This window comes from Corynebacterium sp. HMSC059E07 (assembly GCF_001814395.1).
GTDB lineage: Bacteria > Actinomycetota > Actinomycetes > Mycobacteriales > Mycobacteriaceae > Corynebacterium > Corynebacterium hesseae.
The window spans coordinates 96400-118786 of sequence record NZ_KV816329.1; the positions used below are offsets into that span (position 1 = coordinate 96400).

Genomic DNA, 22387 nt, shown 5'->3' on the forward strand with positions numbered 1-22387 from the left:
CATCGAGTTTAATGCCGGTGTCTTCCCCAACCTGCAGTTCCAACCACGCTGAGGTGCCGTTAGAAGAAAACCGGTACGTATCTTTAGGCCGGGTATCCCGATAGGCAATGGAATCATCCAGGGTTTTACAAATATCGCGGACTTTGCGCCTGATTTGGCTACGCGTGGGAAAAGCTTGGTTCGGCTTAGAAGGGGTAAAAAAGTCAGCCAGGAGGGTGTCGATAAAATCCAGGGTTTCATCAGTCAAGGCTGTCAGTGCTGACATGGGTTGATCGATAGCAATGAGGGATTCAATGTCGAGCAGGCAGTGGGTGTCTTGTATGGCTTTGACTTTCGGCAGACTTTCTAGCCGGTGGATAGCACGCAGGCCGGATTTGATGTGGCCTTCCGGCAGTGACCAGGCAGCAACTAGGGATAGTGCGGTGGTGTTGATATCGGCGTGCAGGCTGGGCATGGCCCCGACCCAGGTTTTATAGGTGGCCCGGCGGGCTTGAGCACGGGCCATCGCGTGTGGATTATTAGGGTTGGTGGTGGAAAAGAAAAAGGTAGGCGGGCGTGTAGCGGTGGTGGTCATGGTCTCCCCCGAGATCAACATGAGTTAGAAGAAGTGTTCTAACCATGATTCTAGTACCACACACCCCACATAGCCATAGCCAGCACTAAATTCATGTCAAGTTGTCACTATAAACGGGGGTAGTCACCATGGGTTAGCCAGGACATTCGATACCGAATGATTTGAGTGGTGTCGCCTGTGTCCGCAACGAAAGGAAGAAAATGCGTATTAAAGGCAGCCTTTTGAGCCCTGTCTGAAACCTCGCCGGTGTCAGGGATAGACTGGGCACAGTTAACCGCACGAACACGTATGAAGGGATTGTCAATGACTATCAAGGTAGGCGTCTTGGGGGCTAAAGGGCGCGTGGGCCAAGCAATCGTGGAAGGCGTTAATGCGGCAGAGGATTTGGAGCTAGTTGCTTCCATCGACCGCGAGACCCCGTTGGAGAAGCTGGTTGAATCGGGTGCCGAGGTCGCCGTCGACTTCACCCAGCCGGCATCGGTCATGGACAATCTAGAGTTTTGCATCGCACATGGCATCCACGCTGTTGTGGGTACCACGGGGTTCGATGCAGGACGCCTAGCCAAGGTGGAGGAGTGGACTAAGAAAGAGGGCGCCGGCAACGTTCTCATTGCCCCGAACTTCGCTATTTCAGCTGTACTGACCATGGTGTTTGCCGCGCAGGCGGCGAAGTTCTTCGACAGTGCCGAGGTAGTTGAATACCATCACCCGAACAAGCTCGATGCGCCGTCCGGTACCGCGGTTCACACTGCGCAGGGTATTGCGAAGGCTCGCCAGGAGGCAGGCTTGGACGCTATGCCGGACAAGACCGAGCAGTCTCTCGATGGAGCGCGCGGCGCAGACGTCGATGGTGTTCACGTCCACGCAGTCCGTATGCAGGGAATGGTGGCTCATGAAGAAGTTATCTTCGGCACTCAAGGCCAGTCCTTGACCATCCGTCAGGATTCCTATGACCGCTCTTCCTTTACCCCCGGTGTTCTGCTGGGTGTACGAGAAATCGCATCCCACCCAGGCTTGACCGTGGGACTTGAGAAGTACTTGGGGCTGTAATGGCAAAGGTCTCTGAGCTTGATGTCCAGCTCATTGCGGCAACCGCATTCCATGCGCCGCGAGGAGTGGACTGGGAGGTTGATGAGGGGGCGTCGGAAAGCGAGGCTCTAGTCGAATTTGCCGGACGCGCCTGTTATGAGTCCTTCGACAAGCCGAATCCCCGTACCGCCTCAAATCAGGCCTATCTGCACCACATTCTGGAGGTAGGCCACGATGCATTGCTGGAGCATGCTACGGCGACGCTCTATATACGGGGACTATCGCGGTCGGCGTCGCATGAGCTGGTTCGCCACCGTCATTTCTCCTTCTCGCAGCTCTCGCAACGTTTCGTGCATTCCGAGGAGGCGGAGGTAGTCCTGCCCAAATTCATTGCGGAAGATGAACAGCTAACGCGGTTGACCCTCCAGGCGGCCGACGAAGCGAGGTTTGTCTACGAGGAGCTCCTCGACGCTCTCGAGTCCAAGTTGGAAGAGGAGCCAAATGCATTGCTGCGCAAGAAACAGGCTCGACAAGCAGCGCGTGCGGTATTACCTAATCTCACGGAATCCCGCATCGTCGTGACGGGAAACTATCGCGCGTGGCGTCACTTTATTGGCGCGCGGGCGACTGAACAAGCCGATACAGAGATGCGCCAGCTCGCCGTCACGTGCTTGAAGCTGTTGCGGGAGCAATCGCCGGTGCTTTTCGACGACTTCCATATCACCACCCTGGCTGACGGCACCGAAATGGCTTCGAGCCCGTACGCTTAAAGGCTTTGCAGGAGACTCGCGCACGACCCCGATGCGGCCAATAGGGGCGAAAGCAGGTAATCTTGACGCCTATGAGCACAGGTATGACAGCACAGGCAGGCGTCGACACCTTCGGACGCGTAGGCGTAGCTATGGTCACTCCATTTGACCAGGACGGCGCCTTGGACGTGTCCGCTGGTCGTCGCCTAGCAGCTCATTTGGTTGATAACGGCGTTGATTCGCTCATTTTGTCTGGGACCACGGGCGAATCACCGACGACGTCGTTGGATGAGAAACTGGAGCTGTTCGCAGCTGTAAAGGAAGAGGTAGGCGGCCGCGCTAAGTTGTGCGCTGGTGCGGGAACTAATAACACCGCCACCAGTATTGAGGCCGCGCGCGCTTTCGCTGATGCGGGAGCAGACAGCCTTCTGGTCGTGACCCCGTATTACTCCAAGCCTTCCCAGGCTGGTGTGTACGCGCACTTTACTGCTGTGGCTGACGCCGTGGACCTCCCCATTTGTCTGTACGACATCCCTGGCCGCTCGGGCATTCCGATTGAGACGGAGACCCTTCTTCGCCTCGCGGAGGTGCCGAACATCAAGGCTGTTAAGGACGCCAAGGGCGACCTTGTAGCAGCCGCACCGCTTATCCAGGAAACCGGTTTGGCATGGTACTCCGGAGATGACGGACTGAACTTGCCGTGGCTGGCCCTCGGTGCTTCGGGCGTTATTTCCGTGATTGGTCACCTCGCTCCGCGCGCCCTGGCTGATCTCTACGTGGCCTTCGATGAAGGCGATATTGCACGTGCACGAGAGATTAACGCGAAAACTTTGTCCCCGCTCGTCGAGGCGCAAGGCCGCCTCGGAGGAGCAACTCTTGTTAAGGCTGCCCTGCGTCTGCAGGGTATTGAAGTTGGAGAACCTCGTCTCCCAGTTACCGCGGCTGACGCGGAGGAGATCGAGGCTCTCCGCCACGATTTGGAAAAGGCTGGAGTCCTTTAAGAATGACTGAATCCCGTAATCGCTCCCGCAAGGTAACCCGTAAGGCGGGTCCGCCTTCGGAGACTGAGACCGCCTCGAATGAGGCGGCTTCGCCGGTTTTTCAAGCGCCGAACGAATCGGCTGCATCCGGCAATAATTCGAACGAGTCTAATAACTCGAATTCTGAGGACGGCAACCGCCGTTCTCGCTCCCGTGGTTCCCGTGGCGGCCGTGGTCGCGGTCGCGGCGGCAACAACAACCACAACAACGGTGGCCGCAACAACAATCGCAACCGTAATAACAACCGTGGCCGCCGCAACGTTCCCAAGTCCATGCAGGGCGCGGATCTGACGAAGCGTCTGCCGGAGCCGCCGAAGCAGCAGAAGGATTCGCTGCGTATTTATGCCCTGGGCGGTATTTCTGAGATCGGTCGTAACATGACCGTCTTCGAGTACCAGGACGAGATGCTCATCATCGACTGTGGCGTGCTCTTCCCGTCCTCCGGTGAGCCTGGCGTTGACCTGATCCTGCCGGACTTTGGCCCGATCGAGAAGAAGATTCACAAGGTCAAGGCTCTCGTTGTAACCCACGCTCACGAGGACCACATTGGTGCTATCCCGTGGCTGCTGAAGCTGCGCCCGGATATTCCAATCGTGGCATCGCGCTTTACCATCGCGCTGATTGCGGCGAAGTGTAAGGAGCACCGCCAGAAGCCGAAGTTCGTTGAGGTCAACGAGAAGTCGGATGTGAACTACGGTTCGTTCCGCTGCCGTTTTTGGGCAGTTAACCACTCCGTTCCGGATGCACTGGGCATCATGCTGGGCACCCCGGCTGGCAATATCATCCACACCGGTGACATCAAGCTGGACCAGACCCCGCTGGATAACCGTCCGACCGACCTTCCGGCGCTATCTCGCTACGGTGATGAGGGCGTCGACCTGATGCTCTGCGAATCCACCAACGCGAACATCCCGGGCGTTTCCGCATCCGAGGGAGATATCCCGGCTACCTTCCGCCGCCTGGTGTCCAATGCTAAGCAGCGCGTCATCATCGCAACCTTCGCGTCCAACGTGTACCGTGTACAGGCAGCTATCGACGCCGCCGTTTATGCTGGCCGCAAGGTTGCCTTCAACGGCCGCTCGATGATGCGCAACATGGAAATCGCCGAGAAGATGGGCTTCCTGAAGGTTCCGCGCGGAACCATCATCTCGATCGACGAGGCTGCCAAGATGGCACCGCACAAGGTCTTGCTCATCACCACCGGTACCCAGGGCGAGCCAATGGCTGCGTTGTCACGCATGGCACGCCGTGAGCACCGTCAGATCACCGTCCGCGACGGCGACCTCATCATCTTCTCCTCGTCCCTGATTCCGGGCAACGAAGAGGCCGTTTACGGTGTCATGAACATGCTCTCCCAGATTGGTGCTGAAGTTATCACCAACAAGGAAGCCAAGGTTCACGCCTCCGGCCACGGCTACGGCGGCGAGCTGCTCTTCCTGTACAACGCTGCGCGTCCGAAGAACGTTATGCCGGTCCACGGCGAGTGGCGTCACCTGCGTGCAAACAAGGAACTGGCAGTCTCCACTGGCGTTGACCGCGACCGCGTGGTTCTGGCACAGAACGGCGTTGTCGTTGATCTGCGCAACGGCCGTGCAGAGGTTGTTGGCCAGATTACCGTGGGTAACCTCTACGTCGATGGCGTCTCCATGGGTGACGTCGACGCAGATACCCTGGCAGACCGCACCAACCTCGGCTCTGGCGGCGTCGTTTCCATCACCTGTGTGATTGATAACCGCACGTCCCGGCTGCTTGAGCATCCGGCTGTATCCACCACTGGTTTCTCTGACGATGACCGCGGCATCGTGCCGGAGGTGGCCAAGTTGGTTGAGTCCACGATGAACGATCTCGCCGCTGAGGGCGAGAACGATACCTACCGCATGGTGCAGAAGCTGCGCCGCAAGGTATCCAAGCTCATGGATTCCAAGTACAAGCGCGAGCCGGTCATTCTGCCGACCATCGTGCCGACGAACTCGGATGTCCTGATGCCTGACGACGATGAAGTTCACGCCTCCCGTGAATCGCTCTAACGTCTAGGTAGACAGTGCCCCAGCGTTCCTGCTTCTGGTAGGTATGCTGGGGCGCATGTCGTTTTCCTCAGCAGAACGCGCCAAGATGGTGGCGTTATTCCGTGAACTTGGTCCCGATGCTCCAACGTTGTGCGAAGGGTGGACGGCCCGCGACCTCGTGTCGCACCTCTGGATCCGCGAAAACCGGCCCGACGTCGTCATCAGTTCTTTTGTTCCAGCGCTGACTTCCCATGCGGACAGCATCATGGAGGAAGTCCGTGCGCGAGATTTTGAGGAACTGGTGGATGACTGGGGTAGGGGATTGGGAAAGCTCAACCCTCTGCGCTACGTGGATTCAGTGCTCAACACCGCAGAGCATTTTGTGCACCACGAAGACCTACGCCGGGCCAATGCGCACAGCGAACCGCGTGATTTCTCGCTAGCGGTGCAGAAGGAGTTGCTCGCACCGCTAAAGTTTCTCGGGTTAAGGCTGTTGGCGCACTCTCGCCTCCCGGTAGTGCTGGAGCCGGCTGGGTTTGCGCCACTCGTCGCGGCGGATAAACATCGTGTGGCAGCGAAGGGGGACAACGTGGTGCGGGTCCGTGGGGCAGTTTCCGAGTTGCTCCTATGGGCGTTCGGCCGCGAGGCGGCTCGCGTTGAGATTGACGGGGATTCATCCGCCGTCGTTAGGTCAAGTCTGTAGGCTGAACTGTCTAAAATCTTCAGTGCACGCGTGTGGCGCATGTTGTTAATGGTGTGTTTGCTACTAAAGTGGCAGGCATGTCTGTCAAGAACGCTCCGTCTCGCGCCTCCGGCCGAGGTCGCACCGCCAATCGGTCGCGGCCGTCCGGCCGCACAAGCTATTCGCTGACCTCCGCAACCCGCGCTGCCGAGACCTCCGAAGAGAGGACCGGCAGCGCCTTTCGCGCCGTTGGCCGAGGACTGGGAACCGTTTTTGGCGCTACCGCCCGAGGCGTGGGAAGCATGGCGCGAGGGGTCGGGCACGGCCTTGCCGGTCTCAAGCCGGTAGATGCGGGGAGTCGAGATGACGACCTCTATGACTCCGCCTACGATGCTGCTCATGACGAGGGTGCCTACGATGATTACGACGAGTTGAGGGAGCCAGGGGAAATTTCTGGACGCGCGAAGAACAAGAAAAAGAGCAACAAGGCCGATAGCGCTGCTCCGGCAAAGAGCAAGGTAACGCGGGCGCGTGACGTCGAAAGCGAGATGCCGACGACGGTCATGGAGCGCCCAGCTCACACTGAGAAGAGTATCCGCGTCTCCAATCCAGACGCGGTCGCTCTTGTGCTTATCGGCGTGGCCATCATCCTTGCTTGCGCCACGTGGTTCCAGGTGGCCGGCATCATCGGTGAGTACCTCACCAATGCTGTGCGCTATGTGGTTGGCGCGGGCGCCTATGTTCTTCCCGTCGCGCTGATCGCCGTCGCCATTGCGCTCATGATGGACTTGTCCGGTCCGGCGGGCCATTTCAAGCCGCGAGTGGTGGGCGGCACGGCCCTCATCGTGGTGTGCATGCTCAGTCTCATCCACATTTTTGCTGGGCTCCCGAAGCTGACCTGGAATAACAATGCTGCCGGGGAGGCAGGCGGTGCCATCGGCTTTGGAATCGGCGAGCTGCTCGTGGCGGCTTTTTCCAGCTATGTGGCGGTGCCGCTGCTCTTCCTGCTCATTGTGTACGGGGCGCTCAACATCACGGGCATTACCTTGCGCGAAGCTTATGACTTCGTGGCCGCCCAATTCTCCGCGCTCGTCGGCGGCCTGCGTGATCGCAAGAACCGTTCGTCCCAAGATGAGCTGCTTGACGACGCCCCTGCTGACGACTACGACTACGTCAGCGATGACATCGATGCCATTGCCGAGGGGCGTGAGCGTCCTGTGCGCCCGGCATACACTTCGCGACCGCGCCCGAAGCAGACACCGAAGCCGATGCCAAAGCAGATTCTGGATGACAATGCCACCGTCTCTTTCGACTCGGCAGCTCAGCCAGTAAGCCAGGAGCCCGTACAGCACGGCCGCCCGAGCTTTGATAGCCGCGCGGATGATACCGACGAGTTCCCCGTCGTACCGGATCCTGAGCCAGCCCCGCAGCCAACTCCGCAACCGGAGCAGAAAGTCGAACCAAAGCCAGAGCCCAAGCCAACACCGATGAAGCGTCCCCGCGTGGACGTCGGCGGTGCCGCCGGTGCAGCACTGGGAGCGGCGGCTGCCGAGGCGTCGGCAAGCGCAGCGTCGGCTGGCTCAGCGGGAGAGGACGTGGTCTCCGCCGCTCATTCCGAGGCAGTGCGCATGTTCCAGGAACGATCCGGACGTGATGCGCGAACGGGTGCCAAGATTGAGGATGAAGCCCAGAGCGTAGCCGAAGAAGCACCCGCAGCCCCGAGTGGTGCGGAAGACACTGCCCTGGGCGGCGGCTACGATGTGCCGACGACGGACCTGCTCACCGCCGGCAAACCTGCGAAGGCACGCACGGAGGCTAACGATCGCATCATCGAGGCCATCACCGAGGTCTTCGAGGAGTTCAAAGTCGATGCCCAGGTCACCGGTTTTAGCCGTGGTCCGACAGTCACGCGCTATGAGATCGAGCTGGGCCCTGGCGTCAAGGTCTCGAAGATTACGAACCTGCAGTCCAACCTGGCCTACGCCGTCGCGACGGATAACTTGCGCCTGCTCACCCCGATTCCAGGCAAGTCCGCAGTCGGCATTGAGGTGCCCAATGCGGACCGAGAGATGGTGCGTCTGCGCGACGTCCTGGATTCCCCGGCACTGCGTGCCGACCATGACCCCATGCTGATTGGCTTGGGCAAGGATATCGAAGGCGAGTACACCTCCTTCTCCGTGAAGAAGATGCCGCACCTGCTCGTGGCCGGCGCAACCGGTTCGGGTAAATCGGCGTTCGTGAACTCCATGCTGGTCTCGCTGTTGACCCGCGCGACTCCGGAAGACGTCCGCCTCATCCTCGTCGACCCGAAGATGGTGGAGCTCACCCCGTACGAAGGTATCCCGCACCTCATCACCCCCATCATCACGCAGCCGAAGAAGGCTGCGGCGGCCCTGCAGTGGCTGGTGGAGGAGATGGAGCAGCGCTACATGGACATGCAGGCTGCCCGCGTGCGCAAGATCGAGGACTTCAACCGGAAGGTCCGCAGTGGCGAATACCAGGCTCCTGCCGGCTCCCAACGAGAGATGCGCCCGTACCCGTACATCGTGTGCGTCGTGGATGAGCTCGCGGACCTCATGATGACGGCGCCGAAGGAAATTGAGGATTCCATCGTTCGCATTACTCAAAAGGCACGTGCGGCCGGTATCCACTTGGTGCTGGCAACGCAGCGCCCGTCCGTGGACGTTGTGACCGGTCTTATTAAGACCAACGTTCCTTCTCGTCTGGCTTTTGCGACGTCCTCGCTTACGGACTCTCGAGTCATCCTGGATCAGGGTGGAGCCGAGAAGCTCATCGGTATGGGCGATGGCCTCTTCATCCCGCAGGGCGGCCGCCCGGTGCGTATGCAGGGTGCGTTCGTCTCCGACGAGGAGGTGCAGGCGGTTGTCGACGCCGCGAAGGCACAGGGCTCGCCGAACTACACGGAAGGCGTGACGGACGATAAGGCCTCGGAGGCGAAGAAGGAGATCGACGAGGAGATCGGCAAGGATATGGACGATCTCTTGGAGGCCGTCGACCTTGTGGTCACCTCCCAGTTGGGCTCGACGTCGATGCTCCAGCGCAAGCTGCGCATCGGCTTTGCCAAGGCCGGTCGACTCATGGACCTCATGGAGTCGCGCGGTGTTGTCGGGCCTTCCGAAGGCTCCAAGGCACGTGAGGTTCTGGTCAAGCCGGAGGAGCTCGACACTATCATCTGGATGATCAAGGGCGCTGACCCAGCAGAGGCCCCGAAGGAGGTCCAAGACGCCGAAGGTGCCGGCGGGGTAGACGACGCTGAAGCCGATACCCGCACCGTTGAAATCTCCGCTAACCCCTCCACAGGTGCGTTCTAAGTTCCGTGTAGGATAGGACGAGTCTTGGAGGGGAGTACCCCAATCCACGGCGTCGATCGTCAACACGGCAACTGCGGTACAGTTCCCGGTCGCGTCGGCTAGCGAGGCTGTGACATCGGCTTGCTAGCGGGGGAGACCTCCGGTCTTTATTGTCGTGTCGACCGGAGGGATAACTCATTATGCATGTGCCACTATGGGTCTGGGCCATCACCATCGCGGTGATCCTAGGCTTCTTCATCTTCGACTTCTACAGTCATGTTCGTTCACCACATGAGCCGACCATTAAGGAATCCGGCGGCTGGACCCTGTTTTACATGGCGATGGCCGTTGTCTTTGGCGGAGTTGTGTGGGTGCTGTGGGACAGCGAACACGCGGCACAGTTCTACACCGGTTGGGTGACGGAACAGGCTTTGAGCGTGGATAACCTATTCGTGTTCTCGCTCATCATGGGCTCCTTCAAGATTCCCCGCAGGTATCAGCAGAAGGTATTGCTCATCGGTATCGTCCTAGCGCTGGTTTTCCGCCTTGTCTTCATCTTGATGGGCGCGGCCATTATTGCGGCATGGTCGGATGTCTTCTACCTGTTTGCCATCTTCCTTATTTACACCGCAGTCAAGCTGCTCATCGATGAGATCAACGGGACGCCCGAGACCGACCCCAACGACATGCTGGTAGTCAAGTGGCTGCGCAAAGTGATCCATGTGACCCCGCGCTACCACGGTGACAAGCTCACCCACCGTGAGGAATCCGGTGAGAAGAAGGGCAAATTCGCCCTGACGCCGCTTTTCGTTGCTTTGGCGGCTATCGGGCTGATCGACGTCATGTTTGCCTTCGACTCCATCCCAGCTATCTACGGCATTACCTCGGAGCCTTTCCTCGTCTTCACCACCAATGCCTTCGCTCTCATGGGGCTGCGCCAAATGTTCTTCCTCATTGATGGCCTGTTGGACCGCCTGGTCTACCTGCCTTATGGCCTGGGTATCATCTTGCTGTTCATCGGTGTCAAGTTGCTCTTCCACGCTTTGCATGAGAACAACGTGCCCTTCATCAACGGCGGCGAGAATGTCAGTGCGGTACCGGAAATTACGACCATGGTGTCGCTGCTGGTCATCGTTGGCGTCCTCTTCGTGACGGTGTTGTTGTCGGTGTGGAAGGACAAACGCGACCAAGCCCAGGGTGGTGTGGTGATTTCCCACAACCACTACGACTGGGACGATTATGGCAACAAGATCGTTCGCAACAAGGAGGGCGAGCTCGTCGGCAAGGCGGACGAACTTCCCAAGTCCGAGCTGCCTTAAACTCGGGCCGCGGGGATTTAGAAGGAATTAATAACGGGATTCCACTCGCGGAAAGCGCGCCCAGTAACAGCGCCTTCGGTGTAGAAGGGATCCTGGTCCATGAGGGCGATGACATCGGCCACCTTTACGGACTCATCCTCAAATTGCAGGACGATGAGCGCCCCGCCCTTGGAATCGGTGTAGGGGCCAGAGCCACAGATCTGGCCCTTGTCGTGGAGTGCGCCGATGAATTCGCGGTGCTTCGGGCGAACCTCAGCAATAACCGGGTTAGATGGATTGTATTCATAGGAAACTGCGAAATACTTCATACCGACCATGGTAGTGCTCGCTCGAGTGGCAGGGAGGCCACGGTAGGATGAAGAGCGTGAATGATTCTCAGGCTGCGCGCAACCAATCTCGAACCACGGATGTAAACCCCGAGGTCTCCAATTGGAACCTGCCCAACATCCTGACTAGTTTGCGCATCCTCTTTATCCCCCTGTTTGCCTGGCTGGTGCTCGCCGGCCATGAATGGTGGGCTTTCCTCTGCTTCGCGCTCTTGATGCTCACGGATAAGTTGGATGGCGATATTGCACGCGCGCGGGGACTCATCACTAACTTTGGCAAGATTGCGGACCCGATCGCGGATAAAGCCCTGATGACCGCGGCCCTCGTGTGCCTCAATATCACCGGGGCTTTGCCGGTGTGGATCACCGTGCTGATTCTGTTTCGCGAATTCGGCATTACGATTTGGCGCTTCTTCTTGCTGCGTCAAGGGAAGGTGGTGCCGGCTTCCCAAGGCGGAAAGCTCAAGACAGCGTTGCAGACTGTGGCGGTGGCGTTGTATCTCTGTCCGCTGCCGGGGTGGATGGACCTTCCGAGCTTCCTCGTCATGTTGGCTGCCGCCTTCGTTACTGTCCTGACCGGCATCCAGTATCTCATTGATGGCCGTAGGGAGAACCAGTGAGCATCGAGGAGCAATTAGTGTCCAGGCTCCGCGAGCGCGGCGAAACCGTGGCGTTCTGTGAGTCCCTTACTGCCGGTTTAGCCGCTGCCACGGTGGCGAGCGTGCCGGGAGCCTCGGCGGTGTTGCGGGGCGGTCTGGTGACGTATGCGACAGAGGTCAAGGCACATTTCCTCAACACCACCGTGGAAGAGCTTGACGATCAAGGCGTGGTGTCTGCCGCTACTGCCGCGCAGATGGCTGAGGCCTCAGTTGTCGAAACGCGTGCGGATTGGGGGCTAGGGCTGACTGGTGTGGCCGGGCCGGACCTCCAAGAAGGTAAACCTGCGGGAACCGTGTATGTGGGGCTGTGCGGGAGGGGCGACGGGGGCGTCGCCAAGCGAGGCGTCCGCTATGAGCTTTCTGCTGAGGGGCGCAACGCGATTCGTGCCGGTGCAGTTGAGGCAGCATTGAGTCTTCTCCTATCAACTCTTGAAGAAAAATAGTTGATTGTGGGAACAAGGAGGAGTGCTGGGCCGTTGTACGGAGTGATGAACACTTCAGTTGCATTACTTGATAAGCCCACCCAGACCAGCACGCGGTCGACGCGGACCCCTGAGCCGCTGCTGCGTGAGGCACTCGGACTGACGCTTCGCGCCTTCCGTGCGGATAAGGGCGTGACCCTTCGTGAGCTCGCCGGTGTAGCGCGCGTGTCCCCGGGATACCTTTCGGAGTTGGAGCGCGGCCGCAAGGAGGTTTCCTCTGAGCTTCTGGCATCCGTGTGCCATGCGCTTGATGTCAGTGTTTCCGATGTTCTCATCGAGGCCGCTGGCTACATGGCGCTGCCATCGATGGATGAAGAGCTAGCGTCCACCGCACCCGCAGCATCGGAACTGTAGAACCGCGGCGTAGCACTGCTTGCTTCGCTAATATTAGGCAGGCAGAGAATTCTTTTCGAACACTTTTTATAGACACAACGAACTGCTGAGAAAGGCACCTTCTGTTATGGCGAATCCATTCGTAAAGGCCTGGAAGTACTTGATGGCTCTCTTCGATTCGAAGATCGAGGAGAACGCTGATCCGAAGGTACAGATTGAGCAGGCAATCGAGGAAGCTCAGCGCCAGCACCAGGAGCTCTCGCAGCAGGCTGCGGCGGTCATCGGCAACCAGCGCCAGCTGGAGATGCAGCTCAACCGCCGTCTCAGCGAGATCGAAAAGCTGCAGCAGAACACCCGCAACGCTCTGAACTTGGCGGACAAGGCTCGTGCTGAGGGCGATGCGCAGAAGGCTACCGAGTATGAGAACGCAGCAGAAGCCTTCGCCGCCCAGTTGGTAACTGCCGAGGAGTCTGTTGAGGACACCAAGAAGCTGCATGATCAGGCACTGCAGCAGGCGGAGCAGGCTAAGAAGGCCGTCGAGCGCAATGGCATGGCCCTGCGTGAGAAGGTCAACGAGCGCTCGAAGCTGCTGTCCCAGCTTGAGCAGGCCAAGATGCAGGAGAAGGTTTCCGAGTCCCTCAACTCGATGAATGAGCTTTCTGCCAACGGCAACACCCCGTCCCTGGACGCGGTGCGCGACAAGATTGAGCGCCGTTACTCCAAGGCCCTGGGCCAGGCAGAACTCGCGGAGAACTCCGTGTCTAACCGTATGCAGGAGATTGAGCAGGCCGGCGTGCAACTGGCTGGCCACTCCCGTCTCGAGCAGATTCGCGCGGAGATGAATAACCCGAAGGCCGTGGAGGGCAACTCCCAGCAGGCAATCGGCTCGGCAGGAACCCAGGCTCAGCCGAACGTGCAGAACGATGCCGTTCAGGCTCGCCTGCGCGAGCTGCGCGGAGAATAGGCTTAGTCGCCGACGCCGCGCGCTTGAAGCGCCTCACCCATGGCGCGTGCGCGGCGGATAGAGCGAATGATAACCGGGGTGCCAAAAGCGGTTAATGATGCCGTGGCGCCCCGGGCTTTTCGTGCGTCTAGCACCTCGACCACGGTTCCCAGCATGAGGGGAAGCAGTCGAATAGTCAGGGACATCGCCAGCGTGATGTTCTCAACGGGGACCCCGAGGCGCCCCAGCGGGGCAAGGGCGCGATCCAGGGAGTCCATCATCTCCGAGACCTTCGTCGTGAGCGTCAGCAGGACCGCCGCGCTAATCGCCGCGTAAATCGTGAGGAACATGATGGCAGCCGCCGTGAAGTCCTTCTGCCACCACTGAAATGCAGCGAGTGCGACGAGGAGATAGAGCGGCGGCGCGAGCTGGCCGAGCGCGACGCGAAAGGGAACCCGGGCAATGGGAAAGAGGGCAAGGGGGAGAGCGAGGCTTAGCGCTGCCCAGCTAATCGTGTGAACGGCCAGCGAAGTCACGAGGATGAAGCCGATGAGTACGAGGAATTTCACCGCGGCGGGGATGCGGTGGATGATGGTGTCGGCGTCGACATAGAAGCCGAGTGGGATGTTCTTGGGCATGATCGCTAGAGGGGGCGGGATTCCATGAGCTTCGTATAGAAGGGAATGACCTCGTCGGGTGTTCCATCGGCGGCTACGTGGTGGTCGTCAATGCACAGAACGCGGTCAAAGTCGGAGAGGAAGTCCAGGTCGTGGGTAACCACGATCAGCTGCTGCTCCAGGTTGGCGAACTCGCGGCGAATGCGGTCACGGTTGCGCAGGTCCAGCAGGGTTGTCGGCTCGTCGGCGATGATGACGGTCGGTTCCATGACCAGTACCGCAGCCAGCGCGAGGAGCTGTTTCTGCCCGCCGGAGAGCGAGTGTGGGGATTGTTCGGCCAGGGCCTTAAGGCCGAAGCGTTCGAGTGCGGCGTCGACACGCGCGGTGCGTTCCTCCCGAGGCAGCTTGAGGCGCCGCAGGGAGAATTCCACGTCATCGCGTACCTGCGGCATGACGATTTGGTTCTCGGCGTCTGAGAATACGAATCCCACGCGGCGCCGGATTTCTTTGCCGTGCTTGGCGACGTCCATGTTGTCCACCAAGACCTCACCGCGTGAGGGCTCACCGAGACCATTGATGAGCCGGACGAGGGTTGACTTGCCGCCGCCGTTGGCGCCGATGATGCCGATGCGTTGTTCGCTCAAGTTGAGGGAAACGTCGTTAAGCACAGGCGTCTCGTCGAAGGTGACGGACACGTTACGGAATTCAATGAGCGGCACGGGAGCTACTTCGCCTTAGCGGTGCGTCGGCCCATCAGGTCTGGGAACGCTGCATGGACGCCGACCGCAATGACAACCATCACGGCGACCTTGATGAGATCGGGGATGAGGAATGGCCCTTGGGCGATGGTGGCTGCACCGAAGGACATGTCAGAGCGGTACATCAGGCCGAGAATTCCGCAGAAGTACTGAACGGCGAGGCCAACGACGCCGGCGATAGCGAGGATGAGCGTCATTCCGCCCTTGTTGCGCGGGGCGCGGTAGGCGATGAGTCCGGCGATGGCCGGGGCGACCACATAGCCAACGAGGTAGCCAACCGTGGGGCCGGCGAGAGCGCTCAACGCGCTACGTCCGCCGGCGAGGATGGGAAGGCCGACGAGGCCGAGGGCAATGAAGAGCAGGCCCACGAAGAGGCCGCGGCGGCCGCCGAGGACCAGACCCGCGAGGATGATAACCGCGTTTTGAAGAACGATGGGTACGCCCGCGGTGGGAGTAGGAATAGAGACAAAAGCAAAGACTATGATGAGCGCGGTAAAGACCGCGACGTACGCGATGTCAGTCGCGACGGAATTCTTTTTCATGGGCCAAAGTTTATCCAGTGGGATAACTGTGCAGCAAATAGCACCTTTTGAACAGTGTTCAAGCACGAAATTTAGGACGCGCATCCACCCCGAACGGGGTATCTTTGGTGCATGGAAATTGGGCAGAAACAAGCGTGGCTTAAGGGTTTAGGGTGCCTTAGGGCGCGCTATGGGGCAGTAGCACTTCTTTCCGGTGTGGCTATAGGCGGCTTAGCTGGATGTTCGTTGGTGAATTCCGCGAACGTCATCGAAAATATCGATGAGGCCGCTGGGGTCGAGGGAGGGGAGCCGGGAAGCGTAGACATGCCGATCGGTGACATCTTCGATTCGGAGTATGAACGGGTGATCATTATTTGCCCTGGCGCTACCGAAAGGGATGTCCTCGCCGCCAGCGATGGAACCTGGCAGGGAGGTACAGATGAGGATGATGAGTGGGTGCCACCGGCGGCGGGTAGCGTTGAGATCTACCGTGATGCGCAAGGGCCGGGGTATTCCAAGTATATGAGTAGCAGGGCTGACCTCGATGACCTGGATGTCTGCAGCTCGTTAGGGGAGGAGGTGGCCGTTCTTCAGACTGCTGAAAAGGTGACCTTCTCGCGGCACGAGCAGGACGGTCCTTGGGTAGTTCAGTAGTGGAGGCTGTCGCTGGGACACGCGCTTGGGCGAAATGGAAAATCGAACACTTGTGTGTGTATTGTGGGACGTGGTCCGGCGGGCACGTTAGGGTGACTTCGTGGCTTGAGGAGAGGGCGCTAAGGCTGTTTGAGTCGCGCCAGGGAACCTCAGCTGCCACGTGGCAGTCTAATTAGGTGCCACTTTTAATTAACGCGTAAGAACGCACTACAACTGACGCACGATAGTGAGGAAATGAATGGCTACGAAGAAGAAGTCCTCGGCAGCAAGCAAGGGCGATGATCGTCAAAAAGCCCTTGACGCTGCCATGGCGATGATTGAGAAGGATTTTGGTAAGGGCGCCGTTATGCGCCTGGGTGATGATGATCGCCCGCCAATCCAGGCTATTTCCTCCGGTAATACGGCCATCGATATCGCATTGGGCGTCGGCGGCTTCCCGCGTGGCCGCATCGTGGAGATTTATGGTCCGGAATCCTCGGGTAAGACCACCGTTGCCCTGCACGCTATTGCATCGGCGCAGAAGACTGGCGGTATTGCGGCCTTCATCGATGCTGAGCACGCTCTCGATCCGGAGTATGCACGACTGCTTGGCGTTGATACCGATAACCTGCTGGTCTCCCAACCGGATACTGGTGAGCAGGCTTTGGAAATCGCCGATATGCTCGTGCGCTCTGGCGCCATTGACATCATCGTGATTGACTCGGTTGCTGCCCTGACCCCCAAGGCGGAGATCGAAGGTGAGATGGGTGATAGCCATGTTGGCCTCCAGGCTCGTCTCATGTCCCAGGCGCTGCGCAAGATGACGGGTGCTCTGTATAACTCGGGGACCACCGCCATCTTCATCAACCAGCTCCGTGAGAAGATCGGCGTCATGTTTGGATCGCCGGAGACCACGACTGGTGGTAAGGCGCTGAAGTTCTATGCTTCGGTGCGCTGCGATATCCGCCGAATCCAAACCTTGAAGGACGGCCAGGATGCCATCGGTAACCGCACCAAGCTCAAGGTTGTAAAGAACAAGGTCTCCCCGCCGTTCAAGATCGCTGAGTTCGACATCATGTATGGCGAAGGTATTTCGCGCGAGTCTTCCATTATTGACTTGGGCGTCGAACACGGCTTCATCAAGAAGTCTGGTTCCTGGTTTACCTATGAGGGTGACCAGCTGGGCCAAGGCAAGGAGAAGGCTCGTAACTTCCTCAAGGATAATCCGGATCTGGCGGATGAGATTGAGAAGAAGATCTTTGTCAAGCTCGGTGTGGGTGCTGCCGCTGCCGAGAGTGGCGACAACGTGGCCATGGATGTGCCAGGAGCAGATGATCCGCTGACGGATGAGTCTGTGGATCTGGTTCCGAACGTCGATTTCGACGACGACTAAACGGGATCAATGGCACAACCCTCACCGGAGAAGATTGCGAAGCTGCGCCAGGCCCTCGAATCCTATGAATCAGGTGACGCGGGCGGGCAGCTGGTTGATGCAGCAGCCGAGGCAGCGAAGGCTCCCGTGCGTTCTCGTGCGCTGGGTCTGCTGGATCAGAGAGCGCGTTCCCGCAAAGAACTGCGTGACCGCCTCGTTGCTGCGGACTTCGAGCCCGACGTGGTCGAGGAAGTTGTTGATGACCTCGCAGATGTCGGCCTTGTTGATGACGCGAGCTTTGCCAAGGAATGGGTTCGCCAGCGTCATGCGCGGCGCGGCAAGTCGTCCCGAGCCCTCAACGTGGAGCTCAAGGAGAAGGGCGTTGATGCCGCTGATCGGGCCGCAGCCTTAGAGCAGATTACAGAAGAATCTGAAGAGGCTGTCGCCCGCCAGGTCGCGGAGAAGAAGGCACGGACGCTTAAAAAGGTTCCGGCCGACCGGCATGAAAGGGACAAATTCCTGCGCCGCATCGTGGGAACGCTCGCGCGGCGCGGCTACAACCAGGAACTTGTCATGCGCATATCCATCGAGGCTCTTGATGCGCGCATCGCCGAATTAAAGGCATTATGAGTAGCCGGATGGGCCAGTTAGAATGTCCCCCCCGTGAGCTCCCCCGAAATCAATAGCCAGCCCCGCACCTATGAGGTGCGGACTTTCGGCTGCCAAATGAACGTTCATGACTCCGAGCGCATCTCCGGTTTGCTTGAGGAAGCCGGCTACTCGGCGGCACCGGATGGCGCCGAGCCTGACCTCGTAGTCTTTAACACCTGTGCTGTGCGTGAGAACGCCGACAAGCGTTTGTATGGAACCCTAGGTGCGCTGAAGAAAACGAAGGAAAACCACCCCGGCATGCAGATCGCTGTGGGCGGCTGCTTGGCGCAAAAGGATAAGGACACAGTCCTTGACCACGCGCCGTGGGTCGATGCGGTATTCGGCACCCACAACATGGCGGCTTTGCCGACACTTCTCGAACGCGCCCGCCACAATGATGAGGCCCAGGTTGAAATCGTCGACGCGCTTGAGGCTTTTCCCTCCGTGCTGCCGGCCAAGCGCGAGTCCGCCTATGCCGGGTGGGTATCGGTCTCCGTGGGCTGCAATAACACCTGTACTTTCTGCATCGTTCCTTCCCTGCGCGGCAAGGAAGAGGACCGCCGCCCTGGCGACATCCTCGCAGAGGTTCAGGCCTTGGTGGAGCAGGGAGTGTCCGAGGTGACGTTGCTGGGCCAAAACGTCAATGCCTATGGCGTCAATTTCGCTGACCCGGACCTGCCGCGAGACCGCTTCGCCTTTTCCAAGCTGCTGCGGGAAGTGGGCAAGATCGAGGGGCTTGAGCGCCTGCGCTTTACTTCCCCGCACCCGGCAGAGTTCACCTCCGACGTCATCGATGCCATGGCGGAGACTCCGGCTGTGTGCCCGCAGTTGCACATGCCGCTGCAGTCTGGCTCCGACAAGGTCCTCAAAGACATGCGCCGTTCCTACCGCACGAAGAAGTTCCTGGGCATCCTCGACGAAGTGCGCGAGAAAATGCCGCACGCCGCCATCACCACCGATATCATCGTGGGCTTCCCCGGTGAGACGGAGGAGGACTTTGAGGCCACCCTGGATGTGGTGCGTCGCGCCCGCTTCGCCTCCGCGTTTACCTTCCAGTATTCGCCGCGTCCGGGAACCCCGGCTGCGGTCATGGAGAACCAGATCCCGAAGGAGGTAGTGCAGGAGCGCTTCGAGCGCCTTGTAGCGCTGCAAGACTGCATCCAGGCCGAGGAGAATGCGAAGCTCATCGGCACCGATGTGGAGCTCCTGGTCCAGGCGGAAGGCGGCCGCAAGTCCGCCGAGACCCACCGCCTTACCGGTCGTGCTCGCGATGGCCGCCTCGTTCACTTTGCTCCCGTCGATGGTGAGGGCAAGGACATCTCCGCGGAGATTCGCCCTGGCGATGTCGTGCACACCACCGTGACGGATGCGGGCTCTTTCTTCCTCGTGGCCGATTCCGGTGTCAGTGAGCACCGCCGCACCAAGGCCGGCGACATGTCGGCTGCGGGGCAGACCCCCACCACGGCACCGATTGGGGTGGGGTTGGGCCTGCCGGGCGTCGGCAAGCCCAGCGCTCCCGCTGATTCCTGTGGCTGCTAGAAGGGAGTAGGCTCCGATTCTATGAGTGATGACTTGAAGCAGGTGCGCGATGCTGTCGCCGCAGAAAAGCGCGCGGCGAAGACCATCGAACTGGGAAAGCACAAATATGCGCTCATCGTGTCTGTTGTGGCGTGGGTAGCGTATCTGGTTCTGCCTTATGCCGGTGATGCCCGTGGATGGGAAGCACTCTTCGTAGGCGGAACCGCCGAGGGAGTGCGAATTTCACTTATGGAGACCGTTAGCGCCTGGTTAGCGTTGGGTGGCGTGGGAATTCTGACTACCGCTACGATCCTTACGCGGCGGACGTCTGTGGCTCTCGCCGCATGGATGATGGTGACCATCTCCTTTTTCGTTAACTTGTGGGGATTCTGGTACCGCGGCGGTGCCGCTGAGGGGGCATCTATTGGTATGTACGTGGGCGCTGTGTCTACGTTGGTGGCCTTCCTGGTGTACTGCCAAGTGGCGTTGCGCCGCAGCCCTGAGCAGCTAGCCGCCGCTGAGCGTGTCCGTGAAGTCTCGGGGCAGCTTGACCACGTGGGAGTCCTGCAGAACGAAGCCGCGACCGCGCTTCCAGCGGAACAGAACCCGCTGCTTATCGACGACCGCCGCTCGCGCGCCGCCTCACGCCACCGGAGCCAGCAGGGCGAGGAATAAGCGTTCCTAGATTCGTGTTGTGGAGTGCATGGCTACACTCTTTGACTCTTTAGAACTGGGACGACTAACGCTTCCAAACCGCGTGACGATGGCGGCTTTGACCCGGTCGCGCGCAGGGCGCGACGGCGTCCCCACGCAGCTGCATGAGAGGTACTACACGCAACGCGCCTCCATGGGGCTTATCGTGACAGAAGGCGTGTTCCCAGCGGTGACCAGCCGTGCCTTCCCAGGCCAGCCTGGTATCGAGACACCAGAGCAGATAGCTGGGTGGCGTCGCGTGGCGAAGTCCGTTCACGATTCCGGCGGGCGCATCTTCATGCAGGTAATGAATGGCGGGCGTTTGTCTCATGCCAGCCTTCTTGAAGGAGCGGAGCCGGCAGCTCCCTCCGCGCTGGCCTCCGGCACTGCGGTGAGAGATTTCGAATCCCGTAAGGAGTGCCCAGTGCCCCGAGCACTCGATAGTGAAGAGCTGCCACGCATCATCGATGAGTTCCGGCAAGCCGCACGCAACGCCATTGACGCAGGCATGGATGGCGTAGAGATCCACGGTGCCAACGGCTATCTCCTGCATCAATTCCTTTCCCCGAGCTCGAATCACCGCGACGATGCTTATGGCGGAAGCCCGCAGAAGCGCTACCGCCTTGTGGAGGAGATCCTGCGTGCGGTGGCTGAAGAGATTGGCGCGGACCGCCTTGCGCTGCGCCTATCGCCGCAAAACAATATTCAAGGCATTGAGGAAAACGACACTGAGGATGTGCGCGCCACCTACGGTGGGCTGCTTCGCGCCATCGAAGACCTCGGCTTGGCCTATGTTTCTTTCCTTCACGCAGAGCCCACTGGTGAGCTCATCACCGAGCTGAGCACTCATGTTCGCGCCAACGGGAAGACACGCGTCATCCTCAACTCAGGCTTTGGTCGCATCACCCAGCGGGAGGAGGCCGAGCAGCTGGTGCAGCACGGCGATGCCGTGGCGGTGGGGCGGCTGGCTATCTCGAATCCGGACCTAGTCCGCCGCTGGCAGGAGGAATTGCCTGTCACCGCGCCGGATGAGAGCACGTTCTACACGGGAGGGGAGCGCGGCTATACCGACTACCCCGTTTACACGGTGAGCTCGTAGGCGCTGCTGGCGGAGATGACGTGCGCCCCAAGGCGGGCATACAGCGCGTTCATCGCTGGATCGGCCTGGGCCACTGAGCAGTACGCACGGTGAACGGTTGGCCAGTGGTGCGCCACTGCGTACTGAGCATGCTGTTTGGCGCGCGTGGCGAACCCGCGACGTCGGTATTCACGGTCGGTCACTGTGAGCGTCCACTCGCACACCTCGGGGTCTGCATCGCCGTGGCGGGAGAGCTCCGTGAGGGCGACGACATTACCTTGGTCGAGAATACCCACGAGCAGAGTGTGCGCTCCGCGGGAGCGCAGTCGGGCGTGAGCCTCCTTGAGGCGCTGCCGCGTCCACACGATGGGCTCGACGCTCAAGTCACCGTAGACCGCGTCGGTGGAGGCGAGGGTGAGCAAGCGGAGGACGTCGTCAAGCAACGCGTCCGGAATGTCGTAGTCCGGCCAGACGTGCGCGCCGAGGACCGGGGAGGTGGCAGCGATGTCGATGTACATCTGGCGCTCGGCGTGCTTCTGGCGAAAGCCCAGTTCGAGGTAGGCCTGCGACATCGGGTCGTATGAGCGGTCCGCGTCCGGCGGGTACAGCATGCCAACCTGGGCATTCTTGCGGCCTAGCTGGCGGGTAAGGCGGAGGGCTTCGCGGGCCAAGGTCCGCGTGACCTCGAGGGCTTCCGGCTCCAGCTCTTCCCCGGGCAGGGGGAGGAGATCGGCGGCGAGGACGCACTCGATGTCGGCGTTATCTGTCTCTTCCAAAAGCGGAAGCGAGATGTGGATGAAACCGTCGAAGTCAATTTCTGGGCTGGGCTCGGCGGCCGAAATAACCGGCAAGCCCAACTCTCCAGCTGGGCCCAAGACGGAGTCTGTCAGACCAACGAGGTAGGTACGCGACTCCGTAGAACCTTGGAGACGCTGGAGCACGCGACGCGGAGAGCCACTGGCCGCGGGATCACCGCTGGCCTCTTGCGCGGCAAGGTTAGCGTCGAAGACGAAGCTGCGGAGACAGTCAGCCGGCTCAGCGTGGGCCGAGCCCGGCGGGGCGACGATGTGAACGAACACTCAGGCTATGCGGC

At 59.9% G+C, this 22387-nt stretch carries 22 protein-coding genes and 1 pseudogene; 17 read left to right on the plus strand and 6 right to left on the minus strand.

Annotated elements, in window-relative coordinates:
• A pseudogene (locus HMPREF2967_RS13265) lies at positions 1 to 574 on the minus strand (HNH endonuclease); the annotation flags it as partial.
• A gap of 303 nt (positions 575 to 877) precedes the next feature.
• Here HMPREF2967_RS13265 and dapB point away from each other — a divergent pair.
• The 7 genes from dapB (at position 878) to HMPREF2967_RS09450 (ending at position 10710) form a co-directional block, all read left to right on the plus strand.
• Entirely contained in the window at positions 878 to 1624 is a 747-nt protein-coding gene (gene dapB / locus HMPREF2967_RS09420) for a 4-hydroxy-tetrahydrodipicolinate reductase (protein ID WP_070513043.1), read from the plus strand.
• A complete protein-coding gene (gene thyX / locus HMPREF2967_RS09425) occupies positions 1624 to 2373 on the plus strand; it encodes an FAD-dependent thymidylate synthase (RefSeq protein ID WP_070513046.1) in 750 nt (249 codons plus the stop codon). Before dapB ends, thyX begins: the two co-directional genes overlap by 1 nt.
• A gap of 71 nt (positions 2374 to 2444) precedes the next feature.
• Positions 2445 to 3353 carry a 4-hydroxy-tetrahydrodipicolinate synthase gene (gene dapA, locus HMPREF2967_RS09430; protein WP_049157584.1) on the plus strand — a complete coding sequence of 303 codons (909 nt, stop codon included), beginning with the start codon at positions 2445 to 2447 and terminating at the stop codon, positions 3351 to 3353.
• A 2-nt stretch (positions 3354 to 3355) separates the two neighbouring features.
• Positions 3356 to 5419 (plus strand): ribonuclease J, encoded by a 2064-nt coding sequence (locus HMPREF2967_RS09435; protein ID WP_083295551.1) that lies wholly within the window; start codon positions 3356 to 3358, stop codon positions 5417 to 5419.
• 43 nt (positions 5420 to 5462) lie between these two features.
• Positions 5463 to 6101, plus strand: a complete 639-nt coding sequence (locus tag HMPREF2967_RS09440) for a TIGR03085 family metal-binding protein (protein WP_070516843.1) — start codon at positions 5463 to 5465, stop codon at positions 6099 to 6101.
• A gap of 77 nt (positions 6102 to 6178) precedes the next feature.
• Complete coding sequence (locus tag HMPREF2967_RS09445; RefSeq protein ID WP_070513052.1) at positions 6179 to 9412, plus strand: DNA translocase FtsK 4TM domain-containing protein; 3234 nt, start codon at positions 6179 to 6181, stop codon at positions 9410 to 9412.
• A gap of 179 nt (positions 9413 to 9591) precedes the next feature.
• The gene (locus HMPREF2967_RS09450) at positions 9592 to 10710 is read left to right on the plus strand and encodes a TerC family protein (protein ID WP_070513055.1); all 1119 of its coding nucleotides are present in this window, start codon (positions 9592 to 9594) and stop codon (positions 10708 to 10710) included.
• 17 nt (positions 10711 to 10727) lie between these two features.
• On the opposite strand, the gene HMPREF2967_RS09455 is transcribed toward HMPREF2967_RS09450, so the two are convergent.
• On the minus strand, positions 10728 to 11018 hold the full coding sequence (locus HMPREF2967_RS09455; RefSeq protein ID WP_010190299.1) for a YciI family protein: 291 nt from the start codon (positions 11016 to 11018) through the stop codon (positions 10728 to 10730).
• 47 nt (positions 11019 to 11065) lie between these two features.
• On the opposite strand from HMPREF2967_RS09455, the gene pgsA reads away from it, so the two are divergent.
• The 4 genes from pgsA (at position 11066) to HMPREF2967_RS09475 (ending at position 13474) form a co-directional block, all read left to right on the plus strand.
• Positions 11066 to 11656 carry a CDP-diacylglycerol--glycerol-3-phosphate 3-phosphatidyltransferase gene (gene pgsA, locus HMPREF2967_RS09460; protein WP_198531043.1) on the plus strand — a complete coding sequence of 197 codons (591 nt, stop codon included), beginning with the start codon at positions 11066 to 11068 and terminating at the stop codon, positions 11654 to 11656.
• Complete coding sequence (locus tag HMPREF2967_RS09465) at positions 11653 to 12138, plus strand: nicotinamide-nucleotide amidohydrolase family protein (RefSeq protein ID WP_070686199.1); 486 nt, start codon at positions 11653 to 11655, stop codon at positions 12136 to 12138. Before pgsA ends, HMPREF2967_RS09465 begins: the two co-directional genes overlap by 4 nt.
• Before the next feature lie 45 nt (positions 12139 to 12183).
• A complete protein-coding gene (locus HMPREF2967_RS09470) occupies positions 12184 to 12531 on the plus strand; it encodes a helix-turn-helix domain-containing protein (protein WP_070531432.1) in 348 nt (115 codons plus the stop codon).
• Between the two features lie 106 nt (positions 12532 to 12637).
• Positions 12638 to 13474: a PspA/IM30 family protein gene (locus tag HMPREF2967_RS09475; protein ID WP_070531429.1), complete on the plus strand. Its 837-nt coding sequence runs from the start codon at positions 12638 to 12640 to the stop codon at positions 13472 to 13474.
• A 2-nt stretch (positions 13475 to 13476) separates the two neighbouring features.
• Here HMPREF2967_RS09475 and HMPREF2967_RS09480 read toward each other — a convergent pair whose 3' ends face one another.
• Genes HMPREF2967_RS09480 through HMPREF2967_RS09490 form a run of 3 tightly spaced genes read right to left on the minus strand, consistent with a single transcriptional unit; the run spans position 13477 to position 15370 of the window.
• Positions 13477 to 14091 carry an energy-coupling factor transporter transmembrane component T family protein gene (locus tag HMPREF2967_RS09480; RefSeq protein WP_070686201.1) on the minus strand — a complete coding sequence of 205 codons (615 nt, stop codon included), beginning with the start codon at positions 14089 to 14091 and terminating at the stop codon, positions 13477 to 13479.
• A 5-nt stretch (positions 14092 to 14096) separates the two neighbouring features.
• A complete protein-coding gene (locus HMPREF2967_RS09485) occupies positions 14097 to 14789 on the minus strand; it encodes an energy-coupling factor ABC transporter ATP-binding protein (protein WP_070562901.1) in 693 nt (230 codons plus the stop codon).
• A gap of 5 nt (positions 14790 to 14794) precedes the next feature.
• Positions 14795 to 15370: a biotin transporter BioY gene (locus HMPREF2967_RS09490; protein ID WP_070524504.1), complete on the minus strand. Its 576-nt coding sequence runs from the start codon at positions 15368 to 15370 to the stop codon at positions 14795 to 14797.
• A 228-nt stretch (positions 15371 to 15598) separates the two neighbouring features.
• Between HMPREF2967_RS09490 and HMPREF2967_RS09495 the strand changes: the two genes are divergently transcribed.
• The 6 genes from HMPREF2967_RS09495 to HMPREF2967_RS09520 all read left to right on the plus strand — a co-directional run bounded on the left by HMPREF2967_RS09495 (position 15599) and on the right by HMPREF2967_RS09520 (position 21315).
• Complete coding sequence (locus HMPREF2967_RS09495; protein ID WP_158014713.1) at positions 15599 to 16003, plus strand: hypothetical protein; 405 nt, start codon at positions 15599 to 15601, stop codon at positions 16001 to 16003.
• Between the two features lie 238 nt (positions 16004 to 16241).
• A complete protein-coding gene (gene recA, locus HMPREF2967_RS09500; RefSeq protein WP_070524502.1) occupies positions 16242 to 17375 on the plus strand; it encodes a recombinase RecA in 1134 nt (377 codons plus the stop codon).
• Positions 17376 to 17384: 9 nt separating this feature from the next.
• A complete protein-coding gene (gene recX, locus HMPREF2967_RS09505) occupies positions 17385 to 17984 on the plus strand; it encodes a recombination regulator RecX (RefSeq protein ID WP_070686205.1) in 600 nt (199 codons plus the stop codon).
• 96 nt (positions 17985 to 18080) lie between these two features.
• Positions 18081 to 19544 (plus strand): tRNA (N6-isopentenyl adenosine(37)-C2)-methylthiotransferase MiaB, encoded by a 1464-nt coding sequence (gene miaB / locus HMPREF2967_RS09510; protein WP_070686319.1) that lies wholly within the window; start codon positions 18081 to 18083, stop codon positions 19542 to 19544.
• A gap of 21 nt (positions 19545 to 19565) precedes the next feature.
• Positions 19566 to 20198, plus strand: a complete 633-nt coding sequence (locus HMPREF2967_RS09515; RefSeq protein ID WP_070524499.1) for an Rv2732c family membrane protein — start codon at positions 19566 to 19568, stop codon at positions 20196 to 20198.
• Positions 20199 to 20226: 28 nt separating this feature from the next.
• Positions 20227 to 21315, plus strand: coding sequence for an alkene reductase (locus tag HMPREF2967_RS09520; RefSeq protein ID WP_083312610.1), 1089 nt, complete (start codon positions 20227 to 20229; stop codon positions 21313 to 21315).
• Here HMPREF2967_RS09520 and HMPREF2967_RS09525 read toward each other — a convergent pair.
• Positions 21297 to 22373: a GNAT family N-acetyltransferase gene (locus HMPREF2967_RS09525; protein ID WP_070686209.1), complete on the minus strand. Its 1077-nt coding sequence runs from the start codon at positions 22371 to 22373 to the stop codon at positions 21297 to 21299. The genes HMPREF2967_RS09520 and HMPREF2967_RS09525 overlap by 19 nt on opposite strands.
• Positions 22374 to 22387: the final 14 nt, after the last annotated feature.

Coding starts and splice junctions, on each gene's coding strand:
- recA (WP_070524502.1), top strand. CDS start 16,242: ATGGCTACGAAGAAGAAGTCCTCGGCAGCAAGCAAGGGCGATGATCGT.
- dapB (WP_070513043.1), top strand. CDS start 878: ATGACTATCAAGGTAGGCGTCTTGGGGGCTAAAGGGCGCGTGGGCCAA.
- HMPREF2967_RS09435 (WP_083295551.1), top strand. CDS start 3,356: ATGACTGAATCCCGTAATCGCTCCCGCAAGGTAACCCGTAAGGCGGGT.
- HMPREF2967_RS09490 (WP_070524504.1), bottom strand. CDS start 15,370: ATGAAAAAGAATTCCGTCGCGACTGACATCGCGTACGTCGCGGTCTTT.
- recX (WP_070686205.1), top strand. CDS start 17,385: ATGGCACAACCCTCACCGGAGAAGATTGCGAAGCTGCGCCAGGCCCTC.
- HMPREF2967_RS09470 (WP_070531432.1), top strand. CDS start 12,184: ATGAACACTTCAGTTGCATTACTTGATAAGCCCACCCAGACCAGCACG.
- HMPREF2967_RS09515 (WP_070524499.1), top strand. CDS start 19,566: ATGAGTGATGACTTGAAGCAGGTGCGCGATGCTGTCGCCGCAGAAAAG.
- thyX (WP_070513046.1), top strand. CDS start 1,624: ATGGCAAAGGTCTCTGAGCTTGATGTCCAGCTCATTGCGGCAACCGCA.
- HMPREF2967_RS09455 (WP_010190299.1), bottom strand. CDS start 11,018: ATGAAGTATTTCGCAGTTTCCTATGAATACAATCCATCTAACCCGGTT.
- pgsA (WP_198531043.1), top strand. CDS start 11,066: ATGAAGAGCGTGAATGATTCTCAGGCTGCGCGCAACCAATCTCGAACC.
- HMPREF2967_RS09450 (WP_070513055.1), top strand. CDS start 9,592: ATGCATGTGCCACTATGGGTCTGGGCCATCACCATCGCGGTGATCCTA.
- HMPREF2967_RS09520 (WP_083312610.1), top strand. CDS start 20,227: ATGGCTACACTCTTTGACTCTTTAGAACTGGGACGACTAACGCTTCCA.
- HMPREF2967_RS09440 (WP_070516843.1), top strand. CDS start 5,463: ATGCTGGGGCGCATGTCGTTTTCCTCAGCAGAACGCGCCAAGATGGTG.
- miaB (WP_070686319.1), top strand. CDS start 18,081: ATGAACGTTCATGACTCCGAGCGCATCTCCGGTTTGCTTGAGGAAGCC.
- HMPREF2967_RS09475 (WP_070531429.1), top strand. CDS start 12,638: ATGGCGAATCCATTCGTAAAGGCCTGGAAGTACTTGATGGCTCTCTTC.
- HMPREF2967_RS09445 (WP_070513052.1), top strand. CDS start 6,179: ATGTCTGTCAAGAACGCTCCGTCTCGCGCCTCCGGCCGAGGTCGCACC.
- HMPREF2967_RS09480 (WP_070686201.1), bottom strand. CDS start 14,091: ATGCCCAAGAACATCCCACTCGGCTTCTATGTCGACGCCGACACCATC.
- dapA (WP_049157584.1), top strand. CDS start 2,445: ATGAGCACAGGTATGACAGCACAGGCAGGCGTCGACACCTTCGGACGC.